17 protein-coding genes are annotated in these 15,179 nt (G+C 64.0%); 8 read left to right on the forward strand and 9 right to left on the reverse strand.

Features of this window, described 5'->3' with window-relative positions; all coding sequences use genetic code 11:
• Positions 1–1,044, forward strand: a complete 1,044-nt coding sequence (locus ASF04_RS13305; protein ID WP_056142367.1) for a HipA domain-containing protein — start codon at positions 1–3, stop codon at positions 1,042–1,044.
• 3 nt (positions 1,045–1,047) lie between these two features.
• Positions 1,048–1,290, forward strand: a complete 243-nt coding sequence (locus ASF04_RS13310; protein ID WP_056142370.1) for a hypothetical protein — start codon at positions 1,048–1,050, stop codon at positions 1,288–1,290.
• On the opposite strand, the gene ASF04_RS13315 is transcribed toward ASF04_RS13310, so the two are convergent.
• Positions 1,265–2,278, reverse strand: a complete 1,014-nt coding sequence (locus tag ASF04_RS13315) for a substrate-binding domain-containing protein (RefSeq protein WP_056142374.1) — start codon at positions 2,276–2,278, stop codon at positions 1,265–1,267. The two genes, ASF04_RS13310 and ASF04_RS13315, sit on opposite strands and share 26 nt — an antisense overlap.
• Positions 2,279–2,606: 328 nt before the next feature.
• Between ASF04_RS13315 and ASF04_RS13320 the strand changes: the two genes are divergently transcribed.
• Positions 2,607–2,864, forward strand: a complete 258-nt coding sequence (locus ASF04_RS13320) for a hypothetical protein (protein ID WP_082488753.1) — start codon at positions 2,607–2,609, stop codon at positions 2,862–2,864.
• Between the two features lie 6 nt (positions 2,865–2,870).
• Here the strand turns inward: ASF04_RS13320 and ASF04_RS13325 are convergent, their stop codons facing one another.
• Positions 2,871–3,959 (reverse strand): MBL fold metallo-hydrolase, encoded by a 1,089-nt coding sequence (locus tag ASF04_RS13325; RefSeq protein ID WP_056142380.1) that lies wholly within the window; start codon positions 3,957–3,959, stop codon positions 2,871–2,873.
• Positions 3,960–4,041: 82 nt separating this feature from the next.
• Here ASF04_RS13325 and ASF04_RS13330 point away from each other — a divergent pair, with 82 nt between their 5' ends.
• A complete protein-coding gene (locus ASF04_RS13330) occupies positions 4,042–4,662 on the forward strand; it encodes a TetR/AcrR family transcriptional regulator (protein WP_056142382.1) in 621 nt (206 codons plus the stop codon).
• Here the strand turns inward: ASF04_RS13330 and ASF04_RS13335 are convergent.
• Together ASF04_RS13335 and ASF04_RS13340 are read right to left on the reverse strand one after the other, a co-directional pair.
• Positions 4,638–5,729: a hypothetical protein gene (locus ASF04_RS13335; protein WP_056142385.1), complete on the reverse strand. Its 1,092-nt coding sequence runs from the start codon at positions 5,727–5,729 to the stop codon at positions 4,638–4,640. The two genes, ASF04_RS13330 and ASF04_RS13335, sit on opposite strands and share 25 nt — an antisense overlap.
• Before the next feature lies 1 nt (position 5,730).
• Positions 5,731–6,000 carry a MoaD/ThiS family protein gene (locus tag ASF04_RS13340; RefSeq protein WP_056142387.1) on the reverse strand — a complete coding sequence of 90 codons (270 nt, stop codon included), beginning with the start codon at positions 5,998–6,000 and terminating at the stop codon, positions 5,731–5,733.
• Positions 6,001–6,098: 98 nt separating this feature from the next.
• Between ASF04_RS13340 and ASF04_RS13345 the strand changes: the two genes are divergently transcribed.
• Positions 6,099–6,413 carry a hypothetical protein gene (locus ASF04_RS13345; RefSeq protein WP_056142389.1) on the forward strand — a complete coding sequence of 105 codons (315 nt, stop codon included), beginning with the start codon at positions 6,099–6,101 and terminating at the stop codon, positions 6,411–6,413.
• On the opposite strand, the gene ASF04_RS13350 is transcribed toward ASF04_RS13345, so the two are convergent.
• From ASF04_RS13350 to ASF04_RS13370, 5 genes are all read right to left on the reverse strand, one after another.
• Complete coding sequence (locus ASF04_RS13350) at positions 6,410–6,703, reverse strand: 2Fe-2S iron-sulfur cluster binding domain-containing protein (RefSeq protein ID WP_056142392.1); 294 nt, start codon at positions 6,701–6,703, stop codon at positions 6,410–6,412. The two genes, ASF04_RS13345 and ASF04_RS13350, sit on opposite strands and share 4 nt — an antisense overlap.
• Positions 6,704–6,748: 45 nt before the next feature.
• Positions 6,749–8,410 carry a PAS domain-containing methyl-accepting chemotaxis protein gene (locus tag ASF04_RS13355; protein ID WP_056142395.1) on the reverse strand — a complete coding sequence of 554 codons (1,662 nt, stop codon included), beginning with the start codon at positions 8,408–8,410 and terminating at the stop codon, positions 6,749–6,751.
• Positions 8,411–8,602: 192 nt separating this feature from the next.
• Complete coding sequence (locus ASF04_RS13360; protein WP_056142398.1) at positions 8,603–9,529, reverse strand: ABC transporter permease; 927 nt, start codon at positions 9,527–9,529, stop codon at positions 8,603–8,605.
• Complete coding sequence (locus tag ASF04_RS13365) at positions 9,526–10,602, reverse strand: ABC transporter permease (RefSeq protein ID WP_056142401.1); 1,077 nt, start codon at positions 10,600–10,602, stop codon at positions 9,526–9,528. The genes ASF04_RS13360 and ASF04_RS13365 overlap by 4 nt, the downstream gene beginning before the upstream one ends.
• Positions 10,589–12,139: an ABC transporter ATP-binding protein gene (locus ASF04_RS13370; protein WP_056142406.1), complete on the reverse strand. Its 1,551-nt coding sequence runs from the start codon at positions 12,137–12,139 to the stop codon at positions 10,589–10,591. The genes ASF04_RS13365 and ASF04_RS13370 overlap by 14 nt, the downstream gene beginning before the upstream one ends.
• 259 nt (positions 12,140–12,398) lie before the next feature.
• Between ASF04_RS13370 and ASF04_RS13375 the strand changes: the two genes are divergently transcribed.
• The 3 genes from ASF04_RS13375 (at position 12,399) to ASF04_RS13385 (ending at position 15,170) form a co-directional block, all read left to right on the forward strand.
• The gene (locus ASF04_RS13375; protein ID WP_056142410.1) at positions 12,399–13,112 is read left to right on the forward strand and encodes a GntR family transcriptional regulator; all 714 of its coding nucleotides are present in this window, start codon (positions 12,399–12,401) and stop codon (positions 13,110–13,112) included.
• 80 nt (positions 13,113–13,192) lie between these two features.
• Positions 13,193–14,059 (forward strand): hypothetical protein, encoded by an 867-nt coding sequence (locus ASF04_RS13380; RefSeq protein ID WP_019923934.1) that lies wholly within the window; start codon positions 13,193–13,195, stop codon positions 14,057–14,059.
• Between the two features lie 31 nt (positions 14,060–14,090).
• Positions 14,091–15,170 carry a BMP family ABC transporter substrate-binding protein gene (locus ASF04_RS13385; protein WP_056142412.1) on the forward strand — a complete coding sequence of 360 codons (1,080 nt, stop codon included), beginning with the start codon at positions 14,091–14,093 and terminating at the stop codon, positions 15,168–15,170.
• Positions 15,171–15,179 lie beyond the last annotated feature (9 nt).

The following is a 15,179-nucleotide window of genomic DNA, read 5'->3' on the forward strand; positions in this document are numbered from 1 at the left end:
TTGAACATCAGCCAGCCAACCTTTTCACAGCTGTGGTCCGGCGTGCCGGACGGCGTGGTGCTGGGCGCGAGCAAGGCGCGGCAGTATGCGCTGCGACGACAGGTTGCCGGGGGCAATGCGCCGATACCGGTGTTTCGTGTTGCCACGAACGGGCTGATCATGCCAATCGGCCACCTTGATGTGCTGCAAGGCGGTTTCTACGCCATGACACCGTTGACAGGCACGCGCTACGAGCTGCACCAGGGTATGCCGTTTTTCGTCAGCGACTTGCGCCCGCAAGGCTTCCTGGGCAGGTTGGAACCGGCCAAGCACCGCGACCTGGAACTGCCTGCCGATATCCTGACCTGGACCGATGAACAGGTGCTCAAGTACATCGCGCGGCGCAGCGATAACGCCGCAGGCGATCTTATCCTTGGCAATGATTCGTACGCGCGTTACCTGGCGTCATTGGCAACGCAGGAGGCTGCGGTGCTGACCGAGCAGGAGCGCATGCAGCGCTATCCGCAGATGGCCGACGATGCCATGCAGGGCGATGCGCCAGGTTCGTCTGCCGGCGGCGAACAACCGAAGTTCACCGCCGCCGTCCGCCGCGCTCATACTCCCCGCCGGGTCGAACCGGTCATCGTCAAGTTCTCGCCGCGGACCGGCACAGCGGCGGGGCGGCGCTGGGGTGACTTGCTGGTCTGCGAACACCTGGCTTTGCAAACGCTGTTACGCAACGGCATCGCCGCTGCGACTTCCTCGATTTTGGAATACGAGGGCCGGGTGTTTCTGGAAGTGGTGCGAGTCGATCGCGTGGGCCTGACGGGCCGGCGCCCGATGGCGACCTTCTCCGCCCTTGATGGCGATCTCGGCATGATGGACCGGAACTGGACCGCCGTCGCCCACGAGCTCGGCCGCCTCGGCGTGCTGCCGCAGGACGATGTCATCACGGTCGAATTGCTCGACCTGTTCGGTGCACTGATCGGCAACACCGACAAGCACCACGGCAATATTGCCGTGCGCTGGACGCTTGAACGCCAGCACCGCCTTCTTGAAGCATAGGACATGCTGCCCATGCTGTATCGCCCGAACGCCCACGGTGAGATTGTCGAGCGCGCATGGAAGCCTGACTACCTGGGGAACGTGGCATTACGCCATTTGTCGCGCTGCCACGGCATGGCGCTGGAGTTCTGGCACGATGTATTGCAAGACACGCGCATCTCGGCGGATTTCAAGACCGTGGCAAACAACCACCTGCGCGCCATACAGCCGCTGGCGACTGCTAATTCTCGCTACACACCCCGATAGTCCCCCCCGGCAACAACACCGGCTGCCACATCTCCTGCAAATCGGCCGCCGGTGTGCCGTTCACCAGCGCCAGCAGCATTTCGATCATGCGCGCGCCGGCCTTGCGTGGTTCGGGCTGGTCGATGGTGGCGACGTTGCCGCCAGCCAGGGAATCGGCCATGCTGCCCCATACCACCACCGACATGTCCTTGCCCATCTCGATGCCGGCGTCGCGCATGGCGCGCACCACGCCGGCGCCGGACATGTGGTTGTCGACGATGACCGCGCTCGGTCGCGGCGAGCAGGCCAGCAACTGCTGCATGGCGTGGTGGCCGCTGCGGCGGTCGATGCAGTCGGCGATCAGGTAGCGCGGATCGACCGCCAGGCCGGCGGCCGCCATCGACGCCATGAAGCTGTCGCGCCGCTCGCGGGCAAAATTCATGTCCAGCGAAGCGCTCACCAGCGCCACGCGGCGGTGGCCCAGCGCCAGCAGGCGTTCGAGCGCCAGTTCCACGCCGGCGGCATGGTCGTAGTCGAACCATGCGTACGGCGCATCCTGCTGGGTGCGGCCGTGGGCGATGAAGGGGAATTTGCTTTGCGTGAGAAAGGCGATGCGCTCGTCGTGCACCAGCGTGCGTGAGACAACCAGGCCATCGACGCGGCGCCCGCGCACGATCTGCTGGTAGGCGCGCTGCTCGGTGCCGGGTGAGACAGGGGCAAGGATCAGGTTCTTGTTGAAGGTTTCGAGCGCGCCGGACATGCCGGCCACCACGTCGAGAAACATCGGGTCGGCCAGGTCGGCAGTGAGCAGGGGGAAGATCAGGCCATAGACATTGCTGCGTCCAAGCGCCAGGCTGCGCGCCATGGGATTGGGTTGGTAGCCGGCATCCTGGGCCGCCTTGAGCACGCGTTCCCGGGTTTTGACGTTGACTTCGGGATACCCGTTCAAGGCCCGGCTCACGGTCGTTTTCGACATCCCGAGAAAATTAGCGAGGCGCTGCAAGTTCATAGGGTAACATTCAATGTTGATCATTGATTATAGCGGGGTGGCCAACGCTGCCGCCATGACAACAGATGTTAATCGCAATAAATACAACAAAAATCGGCAAAAATCCTGCTAGCGCTGCGGCCAACGCCACGTCCGCCATATTTCATGTTGCCTCCTTGCCTTTTTCGTTTTTCTGGCCTAATCTTTCCTTGAGTGATGTCAAATCTGCACTGCCATGCCCGGGGTTCTTGATTGAAGGGAATAAGTCGTGGTGACCGTAACTTCCATTAACGCATTGCAATCCGCAGTTGTCCGGGCCGAGCGCCAGGTGCAGCAGGGAGAAACACGCGTGAATCAGGATGCGGCCCGCCTGGACCAGAGCGAAAATCAGCTGAGCCGGGACCGCGAATCGCTGGCGCAAAACCAGCGCGAGAGCACCCAGGCCGCACGTCCCGCGCTCGAACCCGCACCGGCGGTCAATCTCAACCGCGCCATCGAAAATCCCTCGCGCGCCGAGCAGACCCTGCCGGGATTATTTGCCGCCAGCCGGCCCCAGGTCAACGCCCTGGGCCAGACCATCGGCAAGTTCATCAACGTCACTGCCTGACGTTTCTTACGCCACTGCTGCGCGGGCGGCAGCTTCCTGCGCCACCAGTGGCGCCCACCACTGCTGCTGTACTACCATCGCCAACGGCGCCATGATGGACATCGGCATGCCGATTTCCGGCGTGGCCAGCGGCAGCCGCCTTTCGGCCGCCAGCTCGGCAATGCGACTGAACGGATCGTGCCACGGGTGCAGCGACAAGTCGAACGTGCCGTTATGAATCGGCAGCATCACCTTGCCGCGCAAGTCGATATGGGCTTGCAGCGATTCCTCGGGCTGCATGTGGACGTCGGGCCATTGCGGATCGTAAGCGCCGGTCTCCACCATCGTCAGATCGAAGGGACCGTAGCGGCGGCCGATTTCCTTGAAGCCGTCGAAATAGCCGCTGTCGCCGGAAAAGAAGATGCGCGCCTCGCGGTCTTCGATCACGAACGACGCCCACAGCGTCTTGTTGCGGTCGGTCAGGCTGCGGCCCGAGAAATGCTGGGTAGGCGTGGCCAGCAGGCGAATGCCATCGACCTGCGTGCTTTGCCACCAGCCCAGCTGGCGCACCTTGTTAGCCGGAATACCCCAGGCAATCAGGCGGTCGCCCACGCCCAGCGGGGTGATGAACACCTCGGTCCTGGGCGCCAGCGCCATGACCGCCACATGATCGAGGTGGTCGTAATGGTCGTGCGACAGGATGATGCCCTTAAGCGGCGGCAAGTCCTGCATGCTGATCGGCGGCTGGTGGAAACGCTTGGGACCGGCCCACTGCATCGGCGAGGCGCGCTCCGAGAACACCGGGTCGGTGAGCCAGAAGCCGCCGTCGAGCTTGAGCAGCACGGTCGAATGACCGAGGCGGTAAAGAGTGCGATCCGGAGCAGCCAGTAATTGCTGCTGCGTCATCGCATGAACGGGAATGGTGGTGCGCGGCACGGTGTCGGCCGGCTTGTCGAACAACATGCGCACCATGATGCTGAGTCCCTTGAGCAGTCCCATCTTGTGCATCCGCGCCGGGTTGCGAAACCGGCCGTCGCGCGTACGCGGCGCCCCGGGCGCGGTCAGCGCATCAAGGTTGTTGGTCGCAGCTTCTGCAATGACGGACGGATAAGCCATGGGAATCCTTGAAATGGAAAATACACTACACAGTGTAGTTCCAATTTTTGAAAAAGTAAACTGGTGGGTGTAAAATAGCTGCATGAATGCTCCCATCAAGCTTACCGACCGCAAGCGCCAGGCCATCGTCGATGCCGCCATTGCCGAGTTCCGCGTCAGCGGTTTCGAATCGACCAGCATGGACAAGATCGCCGCCACGGCCGGTGTGTCCAAGCGCACCGTGTACAACCACTTCCCCAGCAAGGACGAGCTGTTTGCGCACATCCTGCAGCAGCTGTGGTGCAGTACCTCGTCGCTGGAAGACACACCATACGACAGCGCCCTGCCCCTGCGCGGGCAACTGCTGGACATGCTGTGGAAAAAAATGGAAATGCTCAAGGATGCTTATTTCCTCGACCTGGCGCGGGTAGCGATTGCCGAGGCGATCCACTCGCCCGAGCGCGCCCACGAAATGGTGGCGCGCCTGAGCGCCAAGGAAGAGGGGATTACGCGCTGGCTGCGCGCCGCGCAGGCCGATGGCAAGTTGCGCGCGGCCGACCCGCTGCTGGCCTCGCACATGTTGCACGGCCAGCTCAAGACCTTTGCCTTCTGGCCGCAGGTCACGCTCAACCAGCCGCCGCTCGATACGGCCACCCAGACCACGGTGGTGGAGGCGACGGTGGACATGTTCCTGGCGTATTACGGCACGAACGCCACCGCATAAACGGGCGGCAAGGTGGTGGACACCGTCTGCCACTGGCCGCCGCCATCCTCCGACAGCCACACCCCGCCCGTGGTCGAACCCATCAGCACGCGCTGGCCGTCGTCGCTCACGGTCAGGCCGTGGCGATAGACGAGGTCGTAACAGTGCCGCTGCGGCAGACCGCCGCGCCAGGCAGTGAAGTGTCGGCCCCCGTCGATGGTGCGGGTGACGGCCAGCGCGGCGTGCGGCGCATAGCGGCGGCTATCGCTTTCCGCCGGCACGAACCACGCGGTCTCACCGTCAAGCGGATGCACCGCCACCGCAAAGCCGAAGCACGACGACACGTCACAGCGCACCTCGGTCCACGAGGCGCCGTTATCGATGCTGCGCCAGATGCCGTTGTGATGCTGGCACCACAGCTTGTCCGGCTCGCTCGCGCAGCGCACGATACGGTGCGGATCCTGGATGGCGCCGGCATTGGCCAGTTCGGGTGGCATGTAATCGGCGCGCATGCCGTGCGCGCGCAGCGACCAGCTGGCGCCGCCGTCATCGGTCAGCCAGGCGCCGCCGCACGACACGCCGACCAGCACCGACCGGCTGTCGCGCGGATCGACGCAGATGCTGTGCAACCCCGGCACGTCGTAGCCGCCACCCATCCATTGCGCCCGCTCGGGCACGTTCCACAAGGACTCCACCAACTGCCAGCTGGCGCCCCGGTCCATGGACCGGAACAGGCCACCCGGCAGCGTCCCGGCCAACAGCACGCCGGGCTCGTCAGCCCCGCCAGCCGCCAGCGACCAGACCTGTTTGACGGTCCAGTCGGTTTTGTCTTCGCTGGTATCGGGCTTGGGAGGAAAGGCTGGCGTTGCCACTTCCACCCAGGTGGTACTGCCCGCATCGCGCCGGTGCAGCTTGGCGCCGAAGTGCCCCAGGTTGAGCGCGGCATAGAGGGCGCCGTCGCGGCGGTCGGCCAACAGCATCGACACCGGATCGCCGGCGAAATGCTGGCAGCCGAGGTGCCACGCTTCGTGAGTGCGGTACAGTTCAAACAGCCCCTTGCGGGTGGCAAGGACAGCGTGGTCGGACATGCTAGCCTCCTGACAGTGCTTGCAGAATATGGACCTGTGAATGGGGCGCCAGTGCATTGCGCAAGGCCTCGCGGTCGCGCACGATGCGCCCGTCGATGAATACGACGACGTTCTCACGCAGACGGCCCTGCTCATCGAGCACATAGCCGCGCAGGCGCGGTTCGACGGCAAACGCCGCGTCGAGCGCGCTGCGCAAGTCCGCCGCATCGGTGTCCACCTGCGGCACGTCCATGAAACGGGCCAGCTGCCGGGTAAAGATCAGACGCGCCATGATGGTTGGGGATCGTCGCGGAACAAGCGGAGATTCTAGCGCGAAAAAGCGGCCAGTTGGCTAAAATGACAGGGCGTCAACTACCATCGGAGCCCCGCATGTCGATTACGCCCCAAGAGCTGGAACTGCTGATGCAGGAAGTGGAGCAGGAAGATCCGATCGATTTCGCCGACCTGCCGTTCGAGGAGCAGGAACTGCGCGGCCTGATCGCCAACCACCTGTGCGAAATGGCCGAGGCCATGGACAACTTCAGCGAGGAAGACAAGCAGCTCACCTTGCTGGCGGTGGCAGCCAAGCTGGTACTGGAAAACCTGGTGCTGCACATCCAGCTGCTGCGCCGCCACGGCGTGCCGCTCAGCGCCTCCACCGACGCCCTGCTCGACCGCCTGAGGAAAGGCAGCCAGGGCGGCTAAGCAAGTTTTCGGGCGGCGGGCGCCGCGATGACCAGGTCGGTATCGGCCACGGCCACGCACGGCAGGATGTAACCCTCGCGCTTTTCGTCCAGGCTCACGCCGGGCCAGTCGATCCTGTAATGGATGGCGCCGCGCTCGAGCCGGCACAGGCAGGTGCGGCAGGTGCCGTTGCGGCACGAGCTGGGCAGGCGAATGCCGGCCTGCTGCGCCGCCGCCAGCACGGTGGCGCCAGCGTCAGCTTCGAAGGTCCAGCCCTGCCCCGCCAGGGTAATCGTGATGGTGCCGTCCATGCCGTGGTGTTCTGATTGAAACCGCCATGATACGGCACGCCCGTGCTAGTTGTGCGCCACCAGCTTGGGCTTGGTTTTTACAGCAGCCGGCCGTGCTGGCGGCATGGCCGGACGGGCGCCGGAGCGCGCCCCATGCTGGAGCTTGAACACGGCCATCGCCTGCGAGACATTGCGCGCCTGCTCGACTAGGTTGCCGGCGGCAGCGGCGGCCTGCTCCACCAGCGCGGCGTTTTGCTGGGTGATGTCGTCGATCTGGATCACGGCCTGGTTGACCTGGCCGATGCCGGTGCTCTGTTCGCGCGTGGAATGCGAGATCTCGGCCATCACGCGCGAGACCTTGCTGACCGACTCGATCACCTGGCCCATGGTCACGCCGGCGCTGTTGGTCAGCGCCGTGCCGGCCTGCACCTTGGAGATCGACATGTCGATCAGGGTCTTGATTTCCTTGGCGGCCGTGGCCGAGCGCTGCGCCAGGCCACGCACTTCCGAGGCCACGACCGCAAAACCGCGTCCCTGCTCGCCGGCGCGCGCCGCCTCCACTGCCGCATTGAGCGCGAGGATGTTGGTCTGGAAGGCGATACCGTCGATCAAGCCGATGATGTCGAGAATCTTGGTGGACGAGGTGCTGATATCGCCCATGGTGGTCACTACCTGCGAGACGATCTCGCCGCCGTGCGCGGCCACCTGCTTGGCCTCCTCGGCCAGCTGGTTGGCGCTGGCGACATTGTTGGCGCTCATCTGCACGGTGGACGTCAGTTCTTCCATGCTTGAGGCGGTCTGCTGCAGGCTCGACGCCTGCGACTCGGTGCGGCCCGACAGGTCCATATTGCCGTTGGCAATTTCAGTGGTGGCGGTCGTGATCTCGGCAAAATTGGCGCGCACGTCGCCGATGATGCTGTGCAGGTTGATATTGGTCTGGCGCAGTGCGGCCAGCAGGCGGCCCATCTCGTCGTCGCGGTTTACGTCGATGGTGGCGGTCAGATCGCCGCCAGCCATCATGCGCGCCGCGCGGGTGGCTTGCTTGAGCGGCAGCGCCACGTTGACGCACAGGCTGCGACCGAACAGCGCCATGCCCGCAATCGTCGCCAGCGCAATGCCCCCGAGCCAGCCGCGCGACTGCTGCAGCGTGGCCTCGCCCAGCGTGAACAGGCACAACGCCAGCACCAGCATGAGGGCAGCGCCCACTGCCGTGGCCAGCGCGATCTGCTGGTTGAGCGACATTGCCAGCGATTCCTTCAGGCGCGCGAACACGCCGCCGGAGACGGCGCGGCCGTTCTGGATGCGCAGGCCGCGCGGGTTGCCGGCCTTGATCTCGCGGTACAGAGCATCGGCCGCGCGCACCTGCTCGCGCGACGGCTTGGTGCGCACCGACAGGTAACCCACCTGCTTGCCCTGCTCGATCACGGGCGTGACATTGGCCAGCACCCAGTAATAGTCGCCGTTCTTGCAGCGGTTTTTCACCAGCCCGGTCCACGGCATGCCGGACTTGATGGTGGCCCACAGGTCGGCAAATGCTTCGACCGGCATGTCGGGATGGCGCACGATGTTTTGCGGCGCGCCCATCACCTCGGCCTCGGTAAAGCCGCTCACTTCAAGAAAATACGGATTGGCGTAATTGATATTGCCCTGCAAATCGGTGCTGGAGACGATGGTTTTACCGTCCTCCATGATGTATTCATTCTGGGTAATGGGGGTATTGACGCGCATGACACCTCCTGGATGACTGCTTGTTCTGGATGGGAAAATTATTGACTACTTATGAGATCAAGAAGGCGAGCCGGGGGTTGGGGAGCGCCATAGGCAGACTGCGTCTGTGAAAGCAGGATAAGATTTTTACGGACAAGGAAATATCACCAATTGTCACAATCCAGTGTTTTTATGCAGCAATACAACAAATCCTCAATCAGCCTTGAAGTTTTGACCGAGCGACATTGGCTTGTTGAGCAAGATTGTCTGCGGATTGCGGCAAATCAGCACCAGTACCACGATGGTCGCGACGTACGGCAGCATCGACAGGAATTCCGACGGAATCGCCAGCCCCATCCCCTGGCCGTGGAATTGCAGCACCGTCACCCCGCCGAACAGGTAAGCGCCCACCAGCACGCCGCGCGGCTTCCAGGTCGCGAACACCACTTGCGCCAGCGCGATCCAGCCACGTCCGGCCGTCATGCCCTCCACCCACATCGGCGTCAGGGCCAGCGACAGGTAAGCGCCCCCCAGGCCGGCCATGGCGCCGCCGAACAGCACCGTGCCATAGCGCAGCGCGATGACGTTGAAGCCGATCGCGTGGGCGCTGTGCGGCGACTCGCCCACCGCGCGGATCATCAATCCGAGCCGGGTACGCGCCAGCATCGCCCCGATCACCACCACCAGCGCCACCGACGCATACGTCATGGCGTCAAAGCGGAACAGCAGCGGGCCGATGAACGGCAAATCCGACAGCAGCGGGATGTCGAGGTTGGGCATGCGCTCCACGGTCTGACCGACAAAACTGCGGCCGAGGAACGCCGAGACGCCGATGCCGAACAGCGTTAGCGCCAGTCCGGTGGCCACCTGGTTGGTTTGCAGGGTGAGCACCAGGAAGCCGAACACCAGCGCCATCAGCATGCCGGCCGCCATCGCCGCAAGCAGCCCCAGCACCATGCTGCCGGTGCCCAGCGTGACGCCGAAGCCCACCACGGCACCAACCAGCATCATGCCCTCCATGCCGAGGTTGAGTACGCCGGAGCGTTCGGTCACCAGCTCGCCCATCGAGGCGACGACCAGCGGCGTGGCGGCGCCGGCGGTGCTGGCCAAAAAGGCGATCAACAGTTCGGTGGTCATCATGCTGGTACTCCTGAAAGCCGCTTATGCGGCTTGATGCGATAGTGGATGAACAAATCGGCCGCCAGCAGGTAGAACAGCAGCAGCCCCTGGAACACGCCGGTGATCGCCGACGGTGCACCCAGCTCAATCTGGGCGGTCTCGCCGCCGATGTACAGCAGCGACATCAACAGCGCCGACAGCACCACGCCCAGCGGATGCAGCCGGCCCACGTACGCGACGATGATGGCGGCAAAGCCATAGCCGGGCGACACCGATGGCTGCAACTGGCCCAGCGGCCCCGCCACCTCGCCCACGCCGGCCACGCCGGCCAGCGCACCGCTGACCATGAACGCGAGCCACACGTTGCGCGGTTCGCTAAACCCCGCATACAGCGCGGCGGCCGGCGCCATGCCGCTCACCTGCATGCGGTAGCCGGCAAAGGTATGGCGGCAAAAGAACCACGCCGCACCGGCGGCGATCAGCGACAGGATGAACGCCGCATTCAGCCGCAAGCCCTCCACCAGCAATGGCAACGTCGCCGACTCGCTGAACATTTTCGACTGCGGAAAGTTAAACCCGTCCGGGTCGCGCATCGGCCCGTGCACCAGGTAGCTGAGCAGGTGGTACGCCACGTACACCAGCATCAGGCTCACCAGGATTTCACTGGTGTTGAACCGCGTGCGCAGCAAGGCGGGGATTGCCGCCCACAGCATGCCGCCCACGGCTCCGGCCAGGATCATCAGCGGCAGCACCCACCACGCCTCCACCTCGTGAAATTGCAGCGCCACGGCGCCGGCAGCGATCGCGCCCACCGTCAACTGGCCGTCGGCGCCGATGTTGTTGACGTTGGCGCGAAAGCCGATGGCCAGGCCCACGCCGCACAGGATCAGCGGCGTCGCTTTCAGCAGCAGCTCGCCCACGCCGTACAGGGTGGTCCACGGCTTGATGAAGTACACGTAGAACGCGTGCAGCGGTTCCTGGCCGAGGAACAGGAACAAGAGCGAGCCGGTGGCCAGCATCGCCGCCGCCGCGATCAGGGGCGAGGCCAGCATCATGCGCCGGGACGGTTCGGGACGTTTTTCAAGCCGGGACATTCGAATCTCCTTTGACTGCGCCTTGATAGTTGAAATCGCCGCTCATCCACACGCCGACTTCGTTGATGCTGGTGTCCACCGTGGGCACCGCGCGCGACAGGCGGCCATCGGCCAGCACCGCGATGCGGTCGCTGAGCATGAACAGCTCCTCGATTTCCTCCGACAGCACCAGCACCGCCACGCCGGCGTTGCGCATGTCGATGATGGCCTGGCGGATCAGCATGGCCGCGCCGATATCGACACCCCAGGTGGGCTGGGCGAACACCATCACGGTCGGCGCCAGCATGATCTCGCGCCCGACGATGAATTTTTGCAGGTTGCCGCCCGAGAGGCTGGCAGCGGCCGACCGCTCGCCGCCGCACTTGACCTTGAAGCGCTCGATGACATCGCGTGCGAACGCGCCCACGGCGCCGCGTTTGACCAGGCCACGTTTGACCATGCCGGTGGCCGGCGGCACATAGCCGGTCAACAGCGCGTTGTCGGCCAGCGACAGGTCGGGCACGGCGCCACGGCCCAGTCGTTCCTCGGGCACGAAGCCCAGGCCGCGCTGGCGCCGCTGCGCCGCGTTGAGCCCTCCCACGTCCTGGCCGAACATATTGATTGCGCCCTGGCGCCGGCCCAGCGGCCGCTCACCCGAGATGGCCTTGAGCAGCTCCTGCTGGCCGTTGCCGGAAATGCCCGCAATGCCCACGATCTCGCCCGCGCGCAGCGCCAGGCTGATATCTTTCAAACGCGTGCCGAACGGGTCGTCGCTCTCGATGTTGAGGGCGTCGAGGTGCAGCACCACGTCGCCCGGCTGCTGCGGCGTACTGACGCACACGGGCAGCTCGCGGCCGATCATCAACTCGGCCAGCGACCGCGCGCTTTCCTGCTTCGGCAACGCGGTGCCGGACACGCGCCCGCCGCGCAGCACGGTGGCCTTGTCGCACAGCGTCTGGATTTCGTCGAGCTTGTGGCTGATGTAGACAATGCTCACGCCTTCCGCCGCCAGCCGGCGCAGCGATTCGAACAGTTTCAGTACCGCGTCGGGCGTGAGCACCGACGTCGGCTCGTCCATGATCAGCAGTTTCGGCGACTGCAGCAGGCAGCGCACGATCTCCACGCGCTGGCGCTCGCCCACCGACATGCTGTGCACCAGCCGCGCCGGATCGAGCAGCAAGCCATATTGTTCCGAGACGGCGCGGATGCGCGGCGCCAGTGCCGCCGGCGACGTTTTCTCGTCGAGCGCCAGCGCGATGTTCTCGGCCACGGTCAGCGTTTCGAACAGCGCGAAGTGCTGGAACACCATGCCGATGCCGAGCTTGCGCGCATCGTGCGGCGAGTTGATATGCACTTGCCGGCCTTCCCACATGATCTGGCCGTCGTCGGGTTTCACCACGCCGTAGATGATCTTCATCAGCGTGCTCTTGCCGGCGCCGTTCTCGCCCAGCACGGCGTGGATTTCACCGGGCATGACAGTCAGGTTGACATCGGCGTTGGCCACCACCGAGGGATAGATCTTGGAGATGCCCAGCATCTGCAAGCGCGGTTCAGTCATCTGCCGGTCCTTTATCGTATACAAAGTGAAGTCACGTCGAATACGCCAACAGACGCAAGTAACATGCCACCGGAGCCTGTGGGTACGCATGCCGCCTCGCTGTGCGCGCCGCACTAAAGCAGGATGCACGGCTCCCCAAAAGGGTGCGAGTGGATGCAAAAACAAAGTAATTTCGTACACAATCGTGCGGCGATTTTGTTGCTTCTGCTAGCACGCTTCCTGCTTTGTACGGGCAGTACTACTGATATGGAGCCCAACCATGCCCGACCCGCGCAAAGCCGATCCAGCTGCCGTCAAACGCGGTACCACCGCCATCGACATGCGTATCTATAAGGCGGTCGTTACCGCCGTGATGAGCCACCGCCTGCCGCCCGGCACCCACCTGGGCGAAGCCGATTTCTGCGAGCTTTATCAAGTGAGCCGCACCACCGTGCGCAAGGCGCTGCAACGCCTGGCGCATGACCACATCATCGAGCTGCGGCCCAACCGTGGCGCAGTGATCGCCTCGCCCACGCCGCAGGAAGCACGCGAGATTTTTGCCGCCCGCCGCGCGCTCGAACGCGAGATCGTGCCGCTGGTGATCCGCCACGCCACGCCGGAATCGCTCAAGCAGATCCGCGCCGCGCTGGCCGCCGAAGACGCGGCGCGCCGCAGCGGCGACCGCGCCGCGTGGATACGCCTGGGCGGCGAATTCCACCTGCTGCTGGCGCAACTGGCCGGCAACCACGTGCTGCTGCGCTTCATGGGAGAACTGGTGTCGCGCTGCTCGCTGATCATCGCGCTGTACGAAACCCCGGGCAGCGCCATGTGCGAAAACGACGAACACCAGGACCTGGCCACGCTGATCGAGCAGGGCAAAGTAAAAGAAGCGATCCACCTGATCGAACACCACCTGCTGGCGATCGAAGCGCGCCTGCACCTGGCGGGACAGGACCGCAAGGTAAACCTGGCGCAGGCGCTCAGCGGCCTGTAAATAAAGCAAGGATGCTGGCCTGATCCTTGCTAAAGGGATAGGCAGGAATGCATTGACCATCAACTTACCGGAGCCCGCACATGCCACGTCGTTCACGTCTGATCCGCTGCACCGCAGTTCTCGCACTTCTTGCCGCCAGCACCGTCGGCACCAGCCAGGCGGCCGACTGGAGCGACACGTCGCTCAGCTACCGCTACGGCACCAAGTTCGCCGAGCCGTTCAACGACAACGACATCACCAAGAACATCGTCAACTTCAGCCACGTCTCCGGCTACAAGTATGGCAAGAACTTCTTCAGCGTCGATCTGCTGATGTCGTCCAATCTCGATCCGTCGTCGGCCGGCTCCAACAGCGGCGCCCACGAAGCGTACGCGGTGTACCGCCACACGCTGGACTTCGGCAAGATCGCCGGCAAGAGCTACGCCTTCGGCCCCGTGCGCGGCGTGGGCGCCACCCTGGGCTTCGACTACAACAGCAAGACCGACGCCGGCTACAACTCCAAGAAGCGCATGGTGGTGGCCGGCCCGACCTTGATGTTCGACGTGCCCGGTTTTCTCGACGTCAGCGTGCTGGCGATCTGGGAATCGAACGCGCCGTACAGCACCTTCACCAACCAGGCCACGCCGCGCTACTCGTATAAAACCCACGCCATGCTGACCGGCGCCTGGGGCATCCCGTTCGACATCGGCATTCCGCTCAGCTTCGAGGGCTATGCCAACTTCATCACCGCCAAGGGCACCAATGAATTCGGCGGCGGCACCGCGCCGGAAACCAATATCGACATGCAGATCATGTACGACATGAGCGGCGCCATCGGCGCGGGCAAGAACACGTTCAAAGTCGGCGTCGAGTACCAGTACTGGAAGAACAAGTTCGGCAACCCGGACCGCAACAACAACGGCGCCACGGCCCGCACGCCGATGGTCCGCGCCGAATATCACTTCTGATCACTTTTAATTCACCCTTCAAGGAAAACGCATGATGAATCGCCGCACCGCATTGACCGCCATCGCCGCCGCCTGCACCCTGGCCGCCGCCATCCCGTCGTTTGCCGCCGAGCCGTTGAAGGTGGGTTTTGTGTACGTGGGCCCCGTCGGCGACGCCGGCTGGACCTACGCCCACGACCAGGGTCGCCTGGCGCTGGAAAAAGCCCTGGGCGCCCAGGTGAAAACCACCTTCGTTGAAAACGTGCCCGAAGGCGCCGACTCCGAACGGGTAATCCGCAAGCTGGTCGCCGAAGGGAATAAACTGATTTTCACCACGTCGTTCGGCTATATGAACGCCACCGAAAAAGTCGCCAGGTCGGCGCCCGGCGTCACCTTTGTCCACGCCACCGGTTTTAAAAGCGCCAAGAACCTGGCCACGTACGAATCGCGCCTGTACGAAGGCTCGTACCTGAACGGCATCCTGGCCGGCAAGATGACCAAGTCGAATACGCTCGGTTTCATCGCCTCGTTCCCGGTGCCCGAGGTGATCCGCAACATCAACGCGTTTACGCTGGGCGCCCAAAGCGTCAATCCGAAAATCAAGACCAAGGTGATCTGGGTGAACTCGTGGTACGACCCGGCCAAGGAACGCCAGGCAGCGGAAACCCTGGTGGCGCAAGGCGCGGACGTGATGGCGCAAAACACCGACTCGCCGGCCACGCTGCAAGTGGCGCAGGAAAAAGGCGTGTACGCGTTCGGCTGGGATTCCGACATGTCGCGCTTCGCACCGAAGGCCCACCTGACGGCTGCCACCAACGACTGGTCGGGCTACTACATCGACACCGCCAAGGCGGTCATCGCCGGCACCTGGAAGACCAGCGACTACCGCGGCGGCCTGAAGGAAGGCATGGTCAAGATGTCGAAACTGAACGCAGTGGTGCCGGCCGATGCGGCCAAGATTTACGAGGAGAAGAAGGCTGCGCTTACCGCCGGCACCTTCGCCCCGTTCACCGGTCCGATCAAGGATCAGACGGGCGCCGTCAAGTACGCCGCTGGCGTGCGCGCGCCGGAAAAAGACCTGCTGCAGATGAATTTCTACGTGCAGGGCGTCGATGGCAAGATTCCAAAATAAGGAGCGCAC

The organism is Duganella sp. Leaf61, from assembly GCF_001421905.1.
Classification (GTDB): Bacteria; Pseudomonadota; Gammaproteobacteria; order Burkholderiales; family Burkholderiaceae_D; genus Rugamonas; species Rugamonas zoogloeoides.